Source organism: Rugosimonospora acidiphila (assembly GCF_039543385.1).
GTDB lineage: Bacteria > Actinomycetota > Actinomycetes > Mycobacteriales > Micromonosporaceae > Rugosimonospora > Rugosimonospora acidiphila.
The window spans coordinates 92,271-110,937 of record NZ_BAABJQ010000019.1 but is presented as its reverse complement, the minus strand read 5'-3'; the positions used below and the strand labels follow the sequence as shown (position 1 = coordinate 110,937).

Genomic DNA, 18,667 nt, shown 5'->3' with positions numbered 1-18,667 from the left:
TTATGTGGAAGCCGGATCCGGTCATCTACTAAAGACTGTAGGGGTGCGATACAAAGCAGCGTCGGCGTAGATACAAAAAGAAGTGTTGGTCGCCGAACTGGGCCCCCGAGTCGTTCACTCGAGCGTGCCGCTGTCGGGGCTGCACAGAGCCCGATCGAGATCCGCCTTCGTCTTGGAGATCAGGTGAAGCCAGCCGCCGAGCACGTGGTCGAAGATCTGGTCGCCGGCCATCTCCGAGGCCGGAACCCAATCATCGTTGGCATCCACGGCGTCGGGGTCATATCCCATGTGGACCTGCACCGACCAGCCGTCCGGGACCTGCACGTGCAGCGGCTGGTCGCTCACGCGACACACCGTGAACGCCGCCGGCTCGGCGCTGAGTTCCCGGTGCGTGGACATCGACGGCCACCAGGAAAACGTGATGCCCTCACCAGCAACGGCCGGGATTAGCGGGTGGACGCTGACGCGGACGGGCCCCCGCCACCATGACGGAAACGCCGCTTGGATCACCCGCTGTGCGACCCGCCTGACGCGGACGGACTCGAAGCACGTCCACCCCCACCCGCCGTAGAGCACGTCCAGCATCGCCGGAAGCTGCGGCACCCTCTGGGCCTTGGAGCGGCCCGACTCGTAGTTGTGCACCTGATGCAGGCTCACCGGCCTGGCGGTGCCGCCCAGAACGGTGAGCCCCGCCGCCACCTCGGACTGCGACAAGCCGCGCGCCTCTCGCAGCCGCTTGTGCAGAGCTCGCCGCTGATCCTGGGTCTCGGACGGACGAGGTCCGGCTGCACCACCGGACACCGTGACGTGCCGATCGCGGTGCGGTTCGGCTGTGGCCGGGGCGGGCGAGGCCTGCCCCATGGATCGGTGGTAGCTCGCCTCCAACCGGTCGGCGTTGGACACACCGATCAATTCGCCGAGCCGCTGGCGCAGCGTGCTTGGATCGCCGTGATCGCGCAGGCGCAGCGAGTCGACGCAGAACCGCAGCCACCGTGGGTGCGGGTTGATGAACTCCAGGTCGCGGAACTGGGTGAACGTCTTGATCTCCGCGCCGAGCCACTCGGGCGGGACACCTCGCCCGAAGTCCACCCAGCCCGGTTCGGCGAGCACCGTGTGCAGCGGCCACTCACCGTCCATGAAGGCCCCGGTCAGGAACACACCCCGGGGACCGGCGACCTCATCCACGCGCAGTCCGAGCGCACCTGAATAGCACGAGCCCCGAACCCGAGCGCCGCTGGCTGGTCGTACCCACACCCACACCGGACCGATCGATTCCGAGAACAGATGACCCCAATAGGTTCGGGGCATTCGCTGCGTCGAAACGGCACCTGCATCGCGTGACGGCAGGTCGATCCGGTATCCGTCGGGTGTGCCCAGCGCCCGGACCAGGTCCACTAGGCAGCCCTCGGCGAAGTATTCGCGATCCAGCCGCTCGAGCATCGGCAACGGGATTCGCCTCGCGCCGGTCTCCCAGCTGCTCACGGTCGCGCTGCTGACATGCAACGCGGCGGCCACCTCGCCTTGGGACCAGCCGGCGTGCTGGCGCCACGCGCGCAGCAACGCGCCCGGCGAGTCCAGCACGCTGCCGCGTTCCGACGCGCGGGGGGACCGCCCCCCGCGTTGCACCCCCGATGGGTCAGGACGTGCCAAGGCAGCCGTCGAAGGCGTACAGCGGGTTGATGAAGGGTTTGCCGTGGTCGTCGTTGACATACAGGGCGCCGACGGCTCCGGGTGAGGATTGGACCTGGTAGCAGCCGTTGGATTTGAGGGTGAGGTCGAGGGTGGTGACTCCGGCGCCGTCGGAGGGTCGGGTGTCGGTGATGGTGCATGACCAGTCGTCGCCGGCGCCGGAGCTGTCGGACACGCCAACGCCGATGGGTGTGCCGCCTCGATTGCAGTTGGCCTGCCAAGGGATGGTGTTGTCGGCGGGGCTGCCGGACTGCCATTCGTAGCGGACTTCGGCGAGGTTGCCGAAGGTGGCGGCGATGGAGGTGTTGAGCCGGCGGGCGGTCAGGGCGGTCCCCCCAACGCCGCTGAGACCCAGCAGCACAACCGTGATTGCGGCGACGGCGACGCTGATCCGCACGGCGGCCGGGCGGCGGTTGGCCGGTGCCCCGTCGATGCCGGCGAAGTCTCGTCGGCGCAGCAGGTACCACGCCGCGCACGCGAACACGGCCAGGTAACCCACGCTGGTAAGGACGCCCTGCAGTACCGGCCCGGTCCGCAGCGGATCGGTCAACAGTTCGTGCCAGGCGTCCAATGGCGTCGAGGGCAGCACCGAGCGCACGATCTGGCCCGATCCGATGGTCGACAGCAGCTGCAACACCAGGGCGAGCAGCACGGGGCCGAGCACGCCGATGATCCCACTGCGGCTGGCGATGGACAGCAGCAACGCCAGGGCGACGAACGGCGTGATCCAGACCAGCGACAGGGCCCAGCTCGCGGTTACCAGCCCGAATGCGGAACCGGAACCGATGGCCTGGCCGGAAAGCCCGACCAGCGGCCCCGAGCCCACCACCGCTACCCCGGCCACAAGGCTGCTGACGCCGATCATCGCGAAACTGATCCACACACTCAGGGTCGCCGCGACCGCCTTGCCCATAAAGAGCTGGGTCCGCGTTGATGATCGGGTCAGGATCGTCTTCCAGGTGCCGAGTCGATCCTCACTGGCGAAGATGTCGCCGGCGAACACGCCCGCCAGCAGCGGTGCGCCGTAGGACGCCGCCCAGTTCAACACCGTCAGCGAAGTGGCGAACCCGGTCGTACCCGCCCAGCGGCCGAACAGGGTGTCGGCCGGCATCGTCGACGCCGCCCGCATGACGACCGCGAACGCGACGGGAACCAGGACGCACAACACGATCACGATCCGCAACGGCCACTGCGCGGTCAGCTTCGCGAGTTCGACCCGGACCGTGGCGGCAAGCCCCGGCCGTACCCGCCCGGCGGGCACCGTCGGAACGGGAATGGTAGAAGGCGCATCATTGGCTACGGCGCTCATGCCACACCCCCGACAAGAACCGGCTCCGGCGTGACATCGTCATCGACCCCACCGGTCAGGACCGCGAACAGGGCTTCCAACGGCGGCACGTCCGGCTCGAGCCGGCGCACCGCCACGCCAGCGTCGGCGAGTTCGAGAACGAAGGCGTCACGCTGCTGGTCATCGCCGTACACAGTCAGCGGCGCGGACAGCCGGCCGCCGACCTCGAGGCGAACCGCGGACCCGGTGGCCACCGCCACAGCCCGAGGGTCATCGCTGGTCCACACCCGCCAGGCAGGTGCCGGCGCGGCGGCGTGCAGATCGGCCTGCGTCCCGTCCCACACCGTGCTGCCTTCGTGGATGATCAACACCCGGTCGCAGATCTCGGCGACCTCGGCCATGTTGTGGCTGCTCAGCAGCACGGCCACGCCGCGCTCGGCCAGCGAGCGCAGGGTCGTACGCACAGTGAGCGCACTCGCGGGGTCCAGGCCGATGGTCGGCTCGTCGAGAACCAGCAGCCGTGGCGAACGAAGGAGCGCGGCTGCCAGGCCGAGTCGTTGCCGCATGCCGGTCGAGAAACCGCCGACCTTGTCACCGCCGCGATCGGCGAGGTCGACAAGTCTCAGCGCGGCATCGGGGGTGACGGCTGCCTGTGCGACGTCCAGACGAGCCAGCAGTTCGAGGTTGCGTCGCGCTGACAGATAGGGATAGAACCGCGGCTCCTCCACGAAGCCAGCAACGGCATCGCGAGCGGCGATGTCCCCGGCCTCCGCGTGTTCGCCGAACACCTCGATCGAACCGGAATCGGGCGCCAGCAGGCCGAGAACCATCCGCAACAGCGTGGTCTTGCCGGCGCCGTTGCGCCCCAACAGCCCGTACACGCTGCCCTCGTCGACTCGCAGGTCGAGACCGCTGACCGCCATCCGGTCCCCGAAGCTCTTGGTCAGAGCGTGCGTTTCCAATGCGGGGTCTTCGCGCACAGGCGTGGTTCCTCTCGTGTGGTGTGTTGCCAGCCGAGGCGACGAGGCCCCGGCGGCCCCGGTCACGGCATCCCTGTCAATCGCCGAGGAAGTCGCTCGGCAGGTTTGCGACTGGATACCTGGCCGGATGCCGGGATCTGGTCGTCGCCCGGATAGGGTCTGCTCCAGTTCGTCGCGGAGACTCAGTCGTAGCGGTTGAGCTGCGCCGGGTGCGTAACGGTGTCGACGACCTTCTGAGGCTGATCCGCGTTATGCGTAGAGCGCCGATCCGTCCGCCGAGTAGGTCGGCGCCGCGACGCCGGTGCTCCCGAACGACTGAGCTACCGCCCCGGTCCCGGCGTCGACGATGTTGACCGACGGCGTGCGGAACTTCAGGCCACCGGTCTGCACGGCGACTCTCGCGCCGTCCGAGCCGACGGCCTCTCCGATCGGCTGGTCGGTGAACTGCGTTCGCTGCCTGTACGGTGCGATCACTGGTTCGTCGGCGGCAACGCACGCCCCGGCGGCCTGGGGGCCGACCCGGCTGGCGCCGAAGGGGTTGACTTGGACGCCGGAGGCCGCCGCGGTGGCGACCCCACCGGCGACTACGGCCGCAGCTGTCGTGCGAGCAATCAGCCAGCGGCGATGCCGCACTGATCGAATCAACATGAACCTTGCGTGCCTTTCACTTCACGGGCCTTGCGTAGCTGGACACGGGCGTTTGCGGGCAGCATGGAGCGCGCCGCGTCGGCGACGCGGCGACCAGATCAGATCCGGGGGCTAAGCGCCGCGGGATCCAGCCGCGCTGAGGGCCCGTGGAACAACTGCTGGATCAGCGGTCCTGCTCCGACTCATGGTGACAACTCAAGCAGGCCCAGCTAGCGCGTTGATAGTTGATCCATGAATCGCAGATGAACCGTACTAGTAGATCTTCGCGTAAGTGACAGTGATGTAGTCAGGTGACGTCGTGCGTCTGCCCCCGCTCGTGGTCACGGATGAGGATCGCGTGATGTTGGAGAGCCTGACCAGCTCGCGGACGGCGGCAACGCGGGATGTGCAGCGGGCAGGATCGTGTTGCTGGCCGCGGATGGCTGGTCGAACCGGGCGATCAGCGGTGAGGTCGGGTCGCCTGACAACCAGGTCGCGGTGTGGCGGTACCGGTATCGGGACGAGGGCCTGGTCGGGCTGCTCGACACCGACTGGCCCGGGCGACCGCCGAGCTACGACGCCGACGACGTCATCCTGCTGGTCAAGACCGCGACCGAGAGACCGCCCGCCCCGGCATCGCGGTGGACGATGGGGGCCCCTCGCCCGCCGGTTGACGAAGCTGCACCGCATCGTCGACAACCTGCAGCCGGTCTGGCTGCCGACCGGGACGATGGTGTCGCCGTGGATGGCGTCCACGTTGGGCGCAGAGCTCGTTCGGGACCGTGTGCTCGCCCGGCTCGACCCTGGGGGCGTGCCTGGGCGTGCGCCGCCGCATGCATCGCCGGATCGACCGGTGCCGGCCCGGCGTCGGCCCCACGCCCGGCCGGCGCCAGCCCCGCCGAGTCGTCGGCGGCCGATGCCGGCCCTCCGGCCGCCACCAGGGCGGTCACGGTCAGCGTGGCGAAGGGGTGGCCGGGAGTACGCGGGTGGCCGGCCGAGGCCGGTGCGCCCGATGAGCGTCCTGACCCTGCGGACAGGAAGGTCAGGACGGCAGCCAGGGGCCGCTGATGAAGGTGCCGTCAGGGCCGAAGGGCAGCCAGTTGGCGATGCATCCGTCGAGGTCGGTGCTCTGAGTGGTCATGACTGGAGCGAGCTGGCCGGGGCCCGGGCACTTCATGTGGTTGAAACCGAGAAAGTGCCCCATCTCGTGGTTGATGACCTCAGCGCGGTACTCGTCGATGGTGACGTCGTACCCCGGGGAGCCCTGGAGCCACCGGCGGAGATTGATGTAGATCGTGTTTCTGATCGTGCAGGAGTACACGCCCTGGGTGTCCACCCCCGCCGCGCCGCACACCCGGTCCACCGTGTCGGGGGTCGCGAGCCGGACACGGACCTGATACGTGCCGGAGCCAACCCGTTGAAAGCGCCACGAGGCATTCTCGAGATGAACGTCGACGTTGGTCACCGGGTGCTGGGCGGACCAGGTCCAGCCTCTGGGCTCAGCGAGAATCCCATCGATGGTGGTCGCGAACTGCTGCGGCGACCACGGCGCAACGGTGCCCCATTGGATTCCGGTCTCGACCTCGACGTGGTAGCGGATCAGCGTGGCTCCGGTACCAATGACTGGGCCATCTTCGGCGAGTCCGGTGAACGTACCCGCGGCATGCAGTGGAATCGCGGAGTCAGGTGGGAGCGCCGGAGAAGGGCTCGGTGACGGGGAGGGCGACGGGCTGATTGGCGACGCCGATTCGGCCTGCGATGTCGCCGATCTCACCGTCGGCGACGTGCCCGCACAGCCGGAGAGGGCGACCGCACCGGCGATGGTGACGGCCAGCAGTGCCGCGCATCGCCATCTGGCGCGGTGACAGTGTTGCTTGAACATGGGAACTTCCGGCTTGTGGGATGGAACGCCTGCTGGCGAGCGGACAACATCCGCGATGCCGCCGTTGGTGAGACGATGCGGCACCACAACGGCGTTCACCCCTCACGGGGACATGTGACGCGAGCCATGTTCCCGGTGGTCGCGCGCCACCTTGTGATCGGTGAGTCCAGCCAGCGGCAGCAGCATGCGGCATCGCGTAGTCATCGGGTGACGCTAGGTACGCGTGACGCCGTCGCGTGGACCAAGGTCGGCGTGGACGCCAAGAGGGGCCGCCGCCGAGCCACCCCGGCCCGACCGGACGGTGACCGTCCGCGTGGCGCCGCGTGAGGGCGCGCCCGCGGCGCGTCCCGAGGCCGCCCGGCTGCTCGCCGCTTTGGCCGATCCGGATTGCGGGTTCGACGCGATCGTGGTGGGCGAGTTCGAGCGGGCGTTCTACGGCGACCGGTACCGGCAGCTCGCACCCCTGTTCGCGCTGTACGGCGTGCTTGCAGTGGGTTTGCCCCGCCCGGCGCCTCCTTCACCCAGCAGTGGCACCGCTACCTGCTCTTCATCGACGCCACCAGCCTCGGCTGGGACACCGGCCGCGCGGTCACCGATCTGGTCGCCGTCCTGCTGCTCGGGCCTGGTGGCACGCTGCGCTTCCCCTCCAGGGTCCGCGCAGCGGTTTCCGGACCGCCTGACTCCGGTGGCCGGCGGTGCCCGTGGGCCGGCGGCCGGCCCGCCGGTGGACGAGGCACCGGAGCCGGGTCGGCCGCCGGCCGGCTACATCACGGGCGGGGTGGCGGCACCGTGACCGAGTGCGGCCAGGCGCTCGGCCTCCTCGACCTTCGTCCGTTCGTGCTCCTCGGACAGGTCGGAGGCCACGCGTGCGCGCGGCCCGGTGGCGGTGAAGCTCAGCCGGTCGACGCCGAGCGCCCGCAGCACCGCGCGCTCCACGGCCGAGTGCTCGGCGGGATTCGGACGATCGAACCGCATCGGCTCGGCCAGCATCAACGTGGAATTGGTGATGATGCGGGGGCGCCGCAGGGCGTTCTGCGACTTGGTGTGCAGGACGAGCGGGTGCAGCAGGTACACGTCGCCGATCTCACCGGTGGCCTCGACGAACTCGGTGCACTGCTTGGCCAGCTCGGCGTACGGGAAGCCGGGCGCGTCGGGGCCGGGGTCGCGTCCGGGCAGCACCCCTTCGGGATGGGTGGCCAGGAACCGCGCGATGTGACCGATGGAGTCGGTCGCCACGAAGGTGGCGCCACCCCGGTGTACGACCTCGGACCACAGCACGATGGTCAGCAGTCCCTGCTCCGGCGAGTCGAGATAGTGGCGGAACCAGCTGCCGTCGACGTGCCAGCCCGGGGTGTCACCGGAGGCCGGTGCCCACGGCTCGTCGGCGCCCAGCGACAGGTTCACGATGAAGCCGTCGGTCCACGGGTACGGCTTGTCGGCGGCCATGCGCTCCTCGCCGCCGATCAGCTCGCAGGCCGCCCGCCACGCCTTGGGCGCGAACGCCTTGACGTCGATGTCCCGGTGCGAGGCCATGTGTATGGACGCACGCTCCCAGGTCGACGGGTCGTCCGGCCGGTATCCGAGCCGGTCCCAGAGGTGGCGGCTGTACTCCTCGGCCGCGTCGACCGAGAAGCACTGGCGCAGCCGCACGTAGCCCTTGTCGAGGAACAACTCCACATCCTCGTCGGTGAGCACCTTGTCGTCCGGAGTCATCGACGCCCCTTTCGTGTTCGGTCGGTTCTCGTAAGGGCCTGGTGGACGGCGAGGTTCCCGTCCACCAGGCCCGCGGTCGCGCGCTCAGCGCTCGTAGACGCGTGAGTAGTCGAACTCGTAGTACGTGCCGGCCAGATCGGACGCCGGCATGGAGTGGTTGACGCTGGCGACCTGGGTGTGTCCCCAGCCCGCGTCGAACAGGAAGTGGAAGTCGACCGGTTGCCCGCCGGCCACCCCGCTCAGCGTCCAGTTCATCGTGCCCGACTGGACCTGGATCCCGTCGACGTAGAAGCTGTACGTGTTGTCTTTCTTGTACAGCAGCGACCAGGTGTGGTACTGGGTGGCGTCATAGCTCGTGATGCCGTGAGATGCCATCCCGGTCGCCCAGTTGGAGTAGTTCGTGGTTGAGGTGCCCCCGACCGGGTCCGCGTGCCAGTAGCGCCCGTCGAAGTTCGTGTTGCCGCCGCCGTTGTCGTAGCCGAAGCTTTCGACGACGTCGAACTCCGCCCCGTTGTTCCACTGGTTGCCCGAGTTCCAGAGGGAAAACCAGAAGTACTTCGGCGTCACGTAGCGGACCCGGGTCTCCCACAGAATGTCGTGGCCCAGCAATGCGCCGCCGTTAGGCAACGCGAACTTCGGCATGAACGAGCCGTTGCCGACGTTGTGCTGGGTCGGCGACACCGTGGTCGCCCCGTTCAAGGGGACCAGCGTGGTCTTCAGCGAATCGGACGTGAACTGCCGGACCTTGTTGTTCGGGTCCTCGACCGGCTGTCCAGATATGGCGTCTGCGGCGTCAGGTGCCAGGGTGATCGCACCGTAGTTGGTTCCGTTGCCGATGGTGCCGAACTGGTCGTGGTAGTAGAACTCGGAGTTCATGTCCGAGATGTTCTTGACGTCGCCGCCGGTGCCGAAGTCCCAGTTCTTGATGAGGGTGTATCCGGTGCCGTACACGCTCGACGACGGACCCGGGCCGACCGCCGGGTTCGAGAGGCTGCCCCCGCCAACCGTCTCCGGCGGTGACGAGGTGCCGGAGGAGTAGACCTCGAACTCCCACAACGAGTATCCGTAGATGGTCGCGCGCGCGGTGCCATACATGCGCACGTACCGGGCCGAGACCGGGGTGAACGAGATGTTCTCCGTGCCGCCGGCGCCGCTGGTGGTCGAGTACCGGTCGGTCCACGTGTGCCCGTCGTTCGAGGTCTGTATCTCGTAGGACCGGCCGTAGGCGACCTCCCAGCGCAGCGTCACCGCGCCGACGGTCTGCGCCGAGCCGAGGTCCACGGCGATCCACTGTGGATCGCTGTACGCACTCGACCAGCGGGTCGAGGTGTTGCCGTCGACCGCGTTCGCCGCGGCGTTGCTGGCGTCATCGGTCGAGCTGACCGTGACCGGCCTGCCCTGAGCCAGGTTCGTGGCGGCGTAGGCGCTCTGCTGGACGACCAGCACCCCCGCCATTGTCGCGACCGCCGTCACCAGCACGGCGGCGAGTCTTCGCCTCGACATCTTCAACCTCCCTTTGGGGACGGGCAAAAGGCTGCGCGCGGCGACGGTTGCCGGCCCTCGCCGCTCGAAGGTCGTCGCGGCACTCGCGCCACACGCCTCGCGCCGATTCCGGGTCGACGTGCCGGCTGGCCACACCGCACGACGCCGGTCTCGGACGCGGGCCAACGTATCTATGGACAACACTATTCCTGAACCGGTTCAGATGCTAGTCCCGAACGACTTCGCACTCGATCGATCGACACGGCGCGCGTCCTGGTGATAGACACGGGGCATGACGCCGCAACCCGCCCGCCATGGCCCTGTCGCGGCTCCGCACGCGCCGTCGCCGCCTCCGTCGAGCGGCACGGTCGTCTTCATCGGCGACAGCATCACCGACTGCGACCGGCGCAGCGACCCGATCGGGCTCGGCGGCGGATACGTCGACATCGTCGCCAGCACGCTACGCGAGCGCGGTGACGCTCCGACCGTGGTGAACACCGGCATCGCCGGCGACCGGGTGGAGCACCTCCAGCAACGCTGGCAGGCCGACGCCCTGGACCACCGGCCGGCCGTGCTGTCGGTGTTTGTCGGCGTGAACGACACGCTCGTCGCCTTCTTCCGCGGCCGGCCCACCCCACCCGAGGTGTTCGAGCGGCGATACGCCGACCTGCTCGACCGCGCCGCGACGGCGCGGGTGCCCAGACTCATCGTGGTCGACCCGTTCTTCCTGGGGTCCGAGGACGATGGGGTGCGCTGGCGCGAAGGCGGCGAGTTCGCGCGCGGAGACCTCGACGCGAAGCGCGCGATCGTGCGCCGGCTCGCCGAGCGGCACGGCGCCGCGTTCGTGCCGCTGCAGGAGGCAATGTCGCGGGCCGCCCGCGAACGGGGGCGCGCCGTCGTCGCGCCCGACGGCGTGCACCCGTCCGCGTACGGTCACCGGCTCATCGCACGGCTCTGGCTCGCCGCGTACGACGGCCTCGCGACTCTCGACTGAACCTCAACCGGATCGACGGCGTGGGGGTCCGGTCACCGCGACGCGGGCGGCCACGGCGCTTCGAACCAGTGCGACGCGAACCCGGGCAGCGACGCCTCGCGGCCGTCGGGCAGCCGGAACCGGGCCGGATCCGGACTCGGGTTGGCCACGGCGAGTACCACCGCGCCGTCGACCTCGACCGCGAGCGCGGCCAGGGGCGGCGGTGCCTCCACAGCCAGCACCGGTCTTCCCCGCAGCCCCGCCAGCCTGGCCACGGTACGAGCGGCCGGGCACGCCGCGGGCAGGCTGGCGTCGAAATACCGCAGCGCCTGCGGGCCCTCCGGTACGGCACGGGCCGCGCTGGCGATCACCCAGGTCGCGGCGAACTCCTCGGCTCGGCGGCCGGGCGCGGGGCCGGGCGGCGGCGCGGCCAGGTAGTCGCCGGCCTCGTCGCGCCAGTCGCCGGGGGTGTCCAGGAACGTCACCGGCGCCAGCCCGACCGGAAGGTCCGGGTGGGCGGCGCGCACCTGCGCGACGAGGGCGCCGTGCAGCGCCGTGGCCTCGAGCACCGAGTCGTCGTCCGCGGCGTGCACCGCGCCGTTGACGCCGAGTTCGATCGAGTCGTGAACGGACAGCCGGGCGGCGTCGGGGCGTTGCGCGTTCCACTCCTGGAACCCGCCGGCGGGCCGGTACGAGTGGGATGAAAGCCGCCGCTCGTACAGGCCGATCGACGGCACCTCCCCGATCCGGGCGCCGAGGCGGATGCTCCGGTCGTCCCCGGCGCCGGCCGTCGCGGTGCCGAACACCACCTCGCCGGCGGGGTCGACCCGGATCCGGATCCGCTGAACGAACCGTTCACCGTCCTTGGTGGACAGCGGCCCACGATCCGGCGGCGGGACCGAATACGCCTTGTAGGACGCGTCGGTCCAGTTGCGCTGGTCCTCGAACTCGAACTCGTCCCCCTCGAACCGGTACCGCACCCGGATGCCCGGCTCGAGCGTCGTGTCCAGCCGGTTGAAGGGCCGGTGAAACCGCACCGATGCCGGGTCGAGGTGGTCGCGGGTGACGATCCGGGCGGGGAAGTCGAACGGTGTCGCCTCCCCCGCCCGCCACGACGTCGCCGGTCGTCCCCGGAACTCATCCGCCCCGAACAGCACACAGAAGCCGACGCGCCGGTAGGTGAACGAGCCCCGGGCGGTGGCGGCGAACTCGGCGGTCAGCTCCGCCCCGTCCACCACGTACCGCACGGTGACTTCGAACGGGTGCGACGGCCACCGCCCGACCGCGTCGATCTCGTGTACGGCGCCGTGCGCCGACAGCTGTCGCCGGCTGTCCCGGATCTCCAGCGGCACCGTACGCCACCAGTCGTCACGCAGCGCGAAGTAGAGCCGCGAGGCCACCCGCTGCCCCGCGTACGTCACCGTCCTCAGGTCGAGCCCGTCGCCCCGGTCGTCCCGGAAGGCGAAACCGCTGTTGACTTGTGTCGCTTCCACGAACCGCCCTCAGCCCTTGATCGCGCCCTGCACGAGCGCGTTCTCCATGCGGCGATTGAGCACCGCGTACACCAGGAAGACCGGTAGCACCGAAATCACGGTGCCCGCGCACAGCAGCCCGTAGTCGGTGATGCTCTGGTTGCCCAGCAGCGTCGGGAGGGCCACCTGAACCGTGCGCAGGCCCGGGTCCACACCGACGATGACCAGGGTGTAAAGGTAGTCGTTCCAGTACGAGATGAAGTTCAGGATCGCCACCGTGGCGATGCCCGGCACGATCAGCGGCAGGTATACCCGCAGCAGGATGCGCAGCCGGCCCGCCCCGTCCATCATGGCGGTCTCCTCCAGCGCAGGCGGCACGGTGCGCATGAACTGGGTCAGCAGGATCACCGCCAGCGGCTGGGCCGATCCGGGTAGGTAGAGGATCATAAATTCCCGGGTGTTGAACATGTCCAGCTTGATGGCCAGCAGCAGGGTCGGCACCAGCGCCGCGAAGCCCGGGATCAGGAAGCCCAAGGCGTACAGGCGCTCGACCGCGGTGGCCACCCGGCCGCCGGCCCGGGCCAGCGCGTACGCGGCCGGCACGGCGATGACCAGAGTCAGCGCCAGCGCGACTGCGGTGATGTACAGCGAGTTGAGCAGCGCCGTGCCCAGATCCAGCAGGCTCCAGACGTCCCGGAAGTGGCCGATCCCGGAGGAGAAGGTCGGGGTGAACGGCCGGCTGACCGTTTCGATCCTCGACTTGAACGCCGAGATCAGCAGCCAGTAGAGCGGCAGCACCAGCGCCAGCGCGTAGAGAATGGCCAGGACGTACGAGACGATGATGCCGGGGGTGACGCGGCGGACGCGGCCGCGCCGGCGCCGGCGGGTACGGGCGGTGGCCGCCCGGGTCGAGATGGCGGTCATCAGAACCTCGCTCGGAAGGCTCGGCGGATGGCGAGAAGCCCGGCCACGCCGAGCACGAACAGCACCAGGCCCACCGCCTGGCTGTAGCCGACGTTCGGCTCCCTGAACCCGAACCGGTAGACCAGCCAGGCGAGGGTGGATGTCGACTCGCCGGGGCCGCCGCGGGTCAGCAGCAGGATCAGGCCGGCGGAGCCGAACAGGGTCCACAGATACTGCAGCATGGTGAGCACGCCGAAGTAGTCTTCGACGATCGGGTAGGCGATGCGCCACATCCGTTGCCAATGGTTGGCCCCGTCGGTCTCGGCGGCGTCGTAGATTTCCTGGTCGATGGCCGAGAGCCGGGCGGCGAACAGGATCGAGGTGAACCCGATGCCCGACCACACGCCGACCGCGATGAGTGCCGCCAGCGCGGTGCGGGGATCGGCGAGCCACGCCGTGTTGAGCGAGTCGAGCCCGACCTCGCCGAGCATGGAGTTCACCAGTCCGGTCGGGCCCAGCACGGCGACGAAGAGCATGCCGATCGCGGGCAGCGACACCAGCCCCGGCACGAACATGATGACCCGCAGGATGCGGTGGCCGGGCAGCTTGAGGTTGAGAAAGTAGCCCAGCATGAACGCGCCGATCATGATGATCGGCAGCGACACCACCAGTTGGATGGCGGTGTTTTTCAGAGCGGTGTAGAGGCGGTCGTCGGTCATCAGGTTGCGGATGTTGTCCAGCCCGTTGAAGCTCGTCGGGGCGGCCAGGCCGGGCCACTTCATGAACGCGACCACGAACATGGCGCACAGAGGTCCAATGGTAAAAACCACGTACCAGACCAGTGACGGCAGCGCGAGCGCGATGAGCGCCTTGTCCCGGGGCTTCTTGGCGCGGCGCATGGCCGGGGCCGGGGCGTCGAGTGGCGTCTGAACGAGTACCTGTGTCATGCACGGCTCCTCACCGGGTGGGCCCGGCGCCGGTGTCCGGCGCCGGGTCCGCCGCGAACGCTTGCGGTGTCACTTTTTGTCGGTGTAGAGCTTGTCGAGCGCCTTGCAGAACTGGGCACCGGTCTCGCCCTTGTGGCCGAGGAACTCGGAGGCCACCGGCGAGTAGTCGAAACCGGCCGGGATGTAGTTGTCGGGCAGCAGGAGGTAGTCCACGACATCCTTGGTCAGCGCGTTGCCCTGCACGACCAGCGGCTTGGTCGACTTCGCGTCGCCCAGCGCCTCGGGCTTGACGTCCATGATCTGCGAGCCGTCGGTGACCCAGCTCTGCAGGTTCTGCTGCGAGTACATGAACTTCATGAACTTTTCCACCGAGGCGAGCTTTTTCGCGCCGTTCGGGGAGAGGAAGAAGCCGTCCGAGTACCCCTCGAAGGCCGTCGGCTTCGAGTACGCGCCGCCCGCCGTGACTGGGAATCCGGCCAGCTTGGTGGTGGCGGCGACCGCGTCCGGCACCTGGGTGTAGCCCCACGAGCCCGACGGCATGATGGCCGCTTTGCCGGTGAAGTACGCCGTGGTCATCTGGTCGGCGGTGTAGCCCTGCACGTTGTCGATGAACACGCCCGCGTCGCGCAGCCTGCCCATCAGGTCCAGACCCTTGACCGCGCCGGGGTTGGCGCAGTATCCCCCGCTGCTGAACAGCTTTTTTGCCTGGTCCGGGGCCACGTACTGCTGGACCATCCAGGTGACGAAGTTCTGCACCGGCCACTCGGCACCGCCCAGGGCCATCGGCTGGATGCCGGCCGCGCGCAGCTTCCCGGCGTCGGCAATCAGTTCGTCGGTGTTGGCCGGGATCTGGGTGATGCCGGCCTTCTTGAGCAGGTCCATGTTGTACCAGACCGGCCAGTTGAATCCGGTGTACGGGAAGCCCGCGAGGCCCGAGTCACCCTGCGTCCAATACTCGATCGCCTGGGGATCGAGCTTGTCGGTCAGGCCCCAGTCATCGAGGTACTGCTTGACGTCGACCACCTGCCCCTGCGGCAGCCAGTCGGTGGTGTCCGGAGTGAGGTTCTCGATGACGAGGTCCTTCTCCTTGTTGGCGAGCTTCGCCGCTTCGTACACCTTCGGCAGGTCGGCGTAGTTCACCTCCTCGACATTGATCTTTATGCCGGTCTGTGCGGTGAACTCCTTGGCGAGCTTGTTGAACTCGTTTCCGGTGGCATCGCCCGTGGTGAACGAGGACATCACGGTGAGGGTGTTCGGGTCGGACGAGGACTTGCCCGAGCATCCGGCGAGGGATCCCGCCGCAAGGGCCGCGGCCACCGCGAGGGCGATGGCGCGCGGCCTGATGAATGACGAACGTGTCATGTGGACCGTCTCCTTGGGGACGCAAGCGCGCAGCGAGAGGCTCAGACCCGGTACGCGTGGACGACGACCTGAACCGGTTCACATGAATGTTCGTCGCGCGTGCGCCACGTGTCAAGAAGAGATGGCGATCTCAGCGTGCGGCGGGACCGCTCGATTCGCGGGGGATGAACCGCGGGTTGGGCGTCCAGGTCGGCTCATCGAATTCGCGACCTTCGATGGCTTCGAGCAGCATCGTCGCGGCCATCCGCCCGTCGTCGAACGGATGCTGGGTCACCGTGGACAACGCGGGATGTAAATATTGTGAGACGGTGATGTCGTCCCAGCCGACGACGGAGATGTCCTCGGGCACCCGCAGTCCACGCGCGAACGCCGCGCTCATGCCCGCGACCGCCATGAGGTCGTTGGAGTACACGATTGCGGTCGGCGCAAACCTGCCGCCCAGCAGCCGGGTCGTCGCGGCCCGACCACCGGCCGCCGTGTAGTCGCTCTCCACCCACCGCGACTTGATCCGGTGTTCGGCGAACAACTTCTCGTACAGTTCGCGGCGCAGCCGGGCCGGCGCGTTCGCCTGCGGCCCGACCACCTGTGCCACGCGCTTGTGTCCCAAGGCCGCCAGGTGCTCCACCACGTCCCTGATCGCCTGGCTCTCGTCGTACACGAGCACCGGCATGGTGGTCGGCTCCGGCGGCCAACCGAGGCTCGCGTACGCCAGGCCGGCCTCCCGCACCAGGGCGAACCGGGGATCGTCCTGCCGCAGGTCGGCGATGACCATGCCGTCGACCCGACCGTCGCGCGCCAGCCGCAGGTATGCCTCGCGCTCCGCCTCGGGGCTGTCCACCACCTCGGTGACCAGCGAGTAGCGCGAGGCCGACAGCACGCTCTGCAGGCCGGCCATCAGGCTGGTGTAGTACTGATCGCTGGCCAGCGCCTCGGGCGAGGTCTCGAAGACCAGCCCGATGGCGTACGCCCGGGACACCGACAGCGCGCGGGCCTGCATGCTCGGCGTCCAACCCATGCTGCGCGCGGTCTCCACGATGTGGGCGCGGGTCGACGCCTTGACCCCCGGGCGGTCGTTGAGCGCGTACGACACGAGGGTCTTGCTGACCCCGGCCGCCGCCGCCACGTCGCTGATCCGCACGCTGCGCCGCCGCCCTGACGTCTGACTCATCTGCCCCATCGCTTTCTGGTCGTCCAGGCAATGCTAAGGCGACTGGTCTGGGTCGTCGCGCGGCGCCGGACGCGCCGAGCCAGACCGGTCGGAAAGCGCCGCACGCGAGTCACCACTCCGCGAAGCCGCCGTCCGGGTAGTTCCACGACGGGTTCCCGGCAGGAACCAGAAGATCGGGGCGGTGCGCGGCCCGCACGGCGTCCTCATCGACCTCGATGCCCAGGCCCGGTCCGGTGGGCCGGTCAAGGTATCCCGACCGGGCCACGAGCGTCTCGGGATCGCGCAGGATGGCCAGGTCCGACGACCCCGCCGAGGACAGGTCGATGACATGCTCCTGCGCGTAGAAGTTCGGCACCGCCAGGTCGAGCTGCACGCAGGCGGCCAGCGCGACCGGGCCGAGGGGGCAGTGCGGAGCCAACTGCGCGTCGTACGACTCGGCGAGAGTGGCGATGCGGAACACCTCGGTGATCCCGCCGGCGTGGGCGGGATCCGGTTGCACGATCGCGACGCCGCCCTCCAGCACCGGTACGAACTCCTCGCGGCAGAACAGGCGCTCACCGGTGGCGATGGGCACGCTGGTGGAGGCGGCGAGTTGGCCGATGAGCCGGGAGTGCTCCGGCCGCAGCGGCTCCTCGAAGAACGCGGGCCTGGTGTGCGCCGCCGCGTCAGCCAGCCGGCGCGCGTGCCGCACGGAGACCCTGCCGTGCAGATCGATACCGAAGTCGGCGCCGGCGCCGATCGCCTGCCGCAATGCTTCCAGGTCCTCGACGAAACGCGCGATCGTCGCGGCGGAGTCGAGGAAACCGACCGGGCCGGCAATGGACGCCTTGACCAACGTGTAGCCGGACTCCACCACGGCCCGCGCCCGCTCCGGCGCCGCGGTCTGGCCGGGCGGTCCACCGGCATGCGTGTAGAGCCGGACCCGGTCGCGGCACGGGCCGCCGAGCAGCTGGTGGATCGGCGCCCGGAACCACTTGCCGCGCAGGTCCCACAGCGCCTGGTCGAGCCCGGCCACCGCGCTGCCCAACACCGGTCCGCCGCGGTAGAAGCCGCCCCGCGTCAACCGTTGCCAGTGCGCCGTGACGGGCAGTGGGTCTTCGCCGATCAGGTAGCCGGACAGCTCACGGATGGCGGCCGCGACGGTTCCCGGCCGGTGCTCCAGCGTGGCGTCACCCCAGCCGGCCAGCCCCTCGTCCGTACCCAAGCGAACCAGCAGCTGACGCTCGCTCAGGACAAAGGTCTCCACCGTCGTGATGCGCACGTCAGCCCTCCTCGTCGTCGACGGCACCGGACGGTGGATCGGCGAAGCGCGGCACGAATCCAAGCAGGGCACGCGCCCGGCCGGTGTCGATGGGCGCGGTATGTCCGGGATAGGCCCGCTGTCTCGGCACGTCCGGAGCGTACCGGCGCAGCAGCTCCTCGGTCGGCCGGTCGTCGAAGGTCTCCCCCGCCGCGACGTGCACGACGTGGGCGCCCTCGTACCGGCCGGTGATCGCCAGGCGGAACGCCTCGGCCGCGTCGCGCACGTCGAGCCAGCCCCACCCGTCCCCGGCGCCCTTCTCGGGGCGTCCCGCCATCCAGGAGCGCAACTGCTCCCGGTTCTCCGATGAGACCATCAACGGCAGCCGCAGGGCCACGCCCGACGCGCCGAACCGGCGGCACACCGTCCGGAGGGTGTGCTCGTCGACCTGCTTGGACAGCGAGTACGGATCGGCGAGGTCCGCGGGCACCGACTCGTCCACGGGATAGCGGGGCGGCAGCGGATGGTGCGGATTGAGCAGCAGGCCGGTCGCGTTGACGCTGCTCGCGATGACGAAGCGCCGCACCCCGTGCTCGGCCGCCGTCCACAGCACGGTGAAGGTGGCCAGCGCGTTGTTGCCGAACACCTCGACCGCCGCGGCGTGGTCCGGGCCGGGGATCGCGGCGAGGTGGGCGACCGCGTCCACCCGGTCCAGGGCGCGCGCGACCGCGGCCGGGTCGCGGGCGTCGCCGCGCACCATTCGTACGCCCTCGTGCGCCACGGCGTCGGGCAGGGTGAGGGTGGTGACCTCGTGGCCGGCCGCCACCAGGCCCGCCACGACGGCCGAGCCGACCAGCCCCTCGCCGCCGGTGACCAGTACGCGGACGGGGTCGACGGACAGGTCAGGCATGAGCAGACGACTCCAACGGCTCGACAGCAGA

Annotated in this window: 17 protein-coding genes; 3 read left to right on the top strand and 14 right to left on the bottom strand. The window is 69.4% G+C overall.

Annotation, left to right across the window (positions count from 1 at the left end; genetic code table 11):
- Positions 1 to 114: 114 nt before the first annotated feature.
- From ABEA87_RS27700 to ABEA87_RS27685, 4 genes are all read right to left on the bottom strand, one after another.
- Positions 115 to 1,581, bottom strand: coding sequence for a helix-turn-helix domain-containing protein (locus ABEA87_RS27700; protein WP_345634471.1), 1,467 nt, complete (start codon positions 1,579 to 1,581; stop codon positions 115 to 117).
- Between the two features lie 55 nt (positions 1,582 to 1,636).
- Positions 1,637 to 2,950 (bottom strand): ABC transporter permease, encoded by a 1,314-nt coding sequence (locus tag ABEA87_RS27695; RefSeq protein ID WP_345634469.1) that lies wholly within the window; start codon positions 2,948 to 2,950, stop codon positions 1,637 to 1,639.
- 44 nt (positions 2,951 to 2,994) lie between these two features.
- Positions 2,995 to 4,023, bottom strand: a complete 1,029-nt coding sequence (locus tag ABEA87_RS27690) for an ABC transporter ATP-binding protein (protein WP_345634468.1) — start codon at positions 4,021 to 4,023, stop codon at positions 2,995 to 2,997.
- A 183-nt stretch (positions 4,024 to 4,206) separates the two neighbouring features.
- Entirely contained in the window at positions 4,207 to 4,431 is a 225-nt protein-coding gene (locus tag ABEA87_RS27685; RefSeq protein WP_345634466.1) for a hypothetical protein, read from the bottom strand.
- 576 nt (positions 4,432 to 5,007) lie between these two features.
- On the opposite strand from ABEA87_RS27685, the gene ABEA87_RS42725 reads away from it, so the two are divergent.
- The gene (locus tag ABEA87_RS42725; RefSeq protein ID WP_425570965.1) at positions 5,008 to 5,652 is read left to right on the top strand and encodes a hypothetical protein; all 645 of its coding nucleotides are present in this window, start codon (positions 5,008 to 5,010) and stop codon (positions 5,650 to 5,652) included.
- Here ABEA87_RS42725 and ABEA87_RS27680 read toward each other — a convergent pair.
- Positions 5,627 to 6,565 carry a DUF3152 domain-containing protein gene (locus ABEA87_RS27680; RefSeq protein WP_345634464.1) on the bottom strand — a complete coding sequence of 313 codons (939 nt, stop codon included), beginning with the start codon at positions 6,563 to 6,565 and terminating at the stop codon, positions 5,627 to 5,629. The two genes, ABEA87_RS42725 and ABEA87_RS27680, sit on opposite strands and share 26 nt — an antisense overlap.
- 214 nt (positions 6,566 to 6,779) lie before the next feature.
- Between ABEA87_RS27680 and ABEA87_RS27675 the strand changes: the two genes are divergently transcribed.
- Entirely contained in the window at positions 6,780 to 7,259 is a 480-nt protein-coding gene (locus ABEA87_RS27675) for a hypothetical protein (RefSeq protein ID WP_345634463.1), read from the top strand.
- Here the strand turns inward: ABEA87_RS27675 and ABEA87_RS27670 are convergent.
- A complete protein-coding gene (locus ABEA87_RS27670) occupies positions 7,229 to 8,179 on the bottom strand; it encodes a phytanoyl-CoA dioxygenase family protein (RefSeq protein ID WP_345634461.1) in 951 nt (316 codons plus the stop codon). The genes ABEA87_RS27675 and ABEA87_RS27670 overlap by 31 nt on opposite strands.
- Before the next feature lie 84 nt (positions 8,180 to 8,263).
- Positions 8,264 to 9,682, bottom strand: a complete 1,419-nt coding sequence (locus ABEA87_RS27665) for a galactose-binding domain-containing protein (protein ID WP_345634459.1) — start codon at positions 9,680 to 9,682, stop codon at positions 8,264 to 8,266.
- A 271-nt stretch (positions 9,683 to 9,953) separates the two neighbouring features.
- Here ABEA87_RS27665 and ABEA87_RS27660 point away from each other — a divergent pair, with 271 nt between their 5' ends.
- Entirely contained in the window at positions 9,954 to 10,655 is a 702-nt protein-coding gene (locus ABEA87_RS27660) for an SGNH/GDSL hydrolase family protein (RefSeq protein ID WP_345634457.1), read from the top strand.
- Between the two features lie 32 nt (positions 10,656 to 10,687).
- Here the strand turns inward: ABEA87_RS27660 and ABEA87_RS27655 are convergent, their stop codons facing one another.
- The 7 genes from ABEA87_RS27655 to ABEA87_RS27625 all read right to left on the bottom strand — a co-directional run bounded on the left by ABEA87_RS27655 (position 10,688) and on the right by ABEA87_RS27625 (position 18,636).
- The gene (locus ABEA87_RS27655; RefSeq protein WP_345634454.1) at positions 10,688 to 12,127 is read right to left on the bottom strand and encodes a hypothetical protein; all 1,440 of its coding nucleotides are present in this window, start codon (positions 12,125 to 12,127) and stop codon (positions 10,688 to 10,690) included.
- A 9-nt stretch (positions 12,128 to 12,136) separates the two neighbouring features.
- On the bottom strand, positions 12,137 to 13,030 hold the full coding sequence (locus ABEA87_RS27650; protein WP_345634452.1) for a carbohydrate ABC transporter permease: 894 nt from the start codon (positions 13,028 to 13,030) through the stop codon (positions 12,137 to 12,139).
- On the bottom strand, positions 13,030 to 13,956 hold the full coding sequence (locus tag ABEA87_RS27645) for a carbohydrate ABC transporter permease (RefSeq protein WP_345634450.1): 927 nt from the start codon (positions 13,954 to 13,956) through the stop codon (positions 13,030 to 13,032). Before ABEA87_RS27645 ends, ABEA87_RS27650 begins: the two co-directional genes overlap by 1 nt.
- Before the next feature lie 69 nt (positions 13,957 to 14,025).
- Positions 14,026 to 15,318, bottom strand: coding sequence for an ABC transporter substrate-binding protein (locus ABEA87_RS27640; protein ID WP_345634448.1), 1,293 nt, complete (start codon positions 15,316 to 15,318; stop codon positions 14,026 to 14,028).
- Positions 15,319 to 15,448: 130 nt separating this feature from the next.
- Complete coding sequence (locus ABEA87_RS27635) at positions 15,449 to 16,486, bottom strand: LacI family DNA-binding transcriptional regulator (protein ID WP_345634446.1); 1,038 nt, start codon at positions 16,484 to 16,486, stop codon at positions 15,449 to 15,451.
- Positions 16,487 to 16,595: 109 nt separating this feature from the next.
- Complete coding sequence (gene dgoD / locus ABEA87_RS27630) at positions 16,596 to 17,747, bottom strand: galactonate dehydratase (RefSeq protein ID WP_345634444.1); 1,152 nt, start codon at positions 17,745 to 17,747, stop codon at positions 16,596 to 16,598.
- 1 nt (position 17,748) lies between these two features.
- Complete coding sequence (locus ABEA87_RS27625) at positions 17,749 to 18,636, bottom strand: NAD-dependent epimerase/dehydratase family protein (protein ID WP_345634441.1); 888 nt, start codon at positions 18,634 to 18,636, stop codon at positions 17,749 to 17,751.
- Between the last annotated feature and the right edge of the window lie 31 nt (positions 18,637 to 18,667).

Coding starts and splice junctions, on each gene's coding strand:
- ABEA87_RS27625 (WP_345634441.1), bottom strand. CDS start 18,636: ATGCCTGACCTGTCCGTCGACCCCGTCCGCGTACTGGTCACCGGCGGC.
- ABEA87_RS27660 (WP_345634457.1), top strand. CDS start 9,954: ATGACGCCGCAACCCGCCCGCCATGGCCCTGTCGCGGCTCCGCACGCG.
- ABEA87_RS27645 (WP_345634450.1), bottom strand. CDS start 13,956: ATGACACAGGTACTCGTTCAGACGCCACTCGACGCCCCGGCCCCGGCC.
- ABEA87_RS27665 (WP_345634459.1), bottom strand. CDS start 9,682: ATGTCGAGGCGAAGACTCGCCGCCGTGCTGGTGACGGCGGTCGCGACA.
- ABEA87_RS27650 (WP_345634452.1), bottom strand. CDS start 13,030: ATGACCGCCATCTCGACCCGGGCGGCCACCGCCCGTACCCGCCGGCGC.
- ABEA87_RS27635 (WP_345634446.1), bottom strand. CDS start 16,486: ATGAGTCAGACGTCAGGGCGGCGGCGCAGCGTGCGGATCAGCGACGTG.
- ABEA87_RS27640 (WP_345634448.1), bottom strand. CDS start 15,318: ATGACACGTTCGTCATTCATCAGGCCGCGCGCCATCGCCCTCGCGGTG.
- ABEA87_RS27670 (WP_345634461.1), bottom strand. CDS start 8,179: ATGACTCCGGACGACAAGGTGCTCACCGACGAGGATGTGGAGTTGTTC.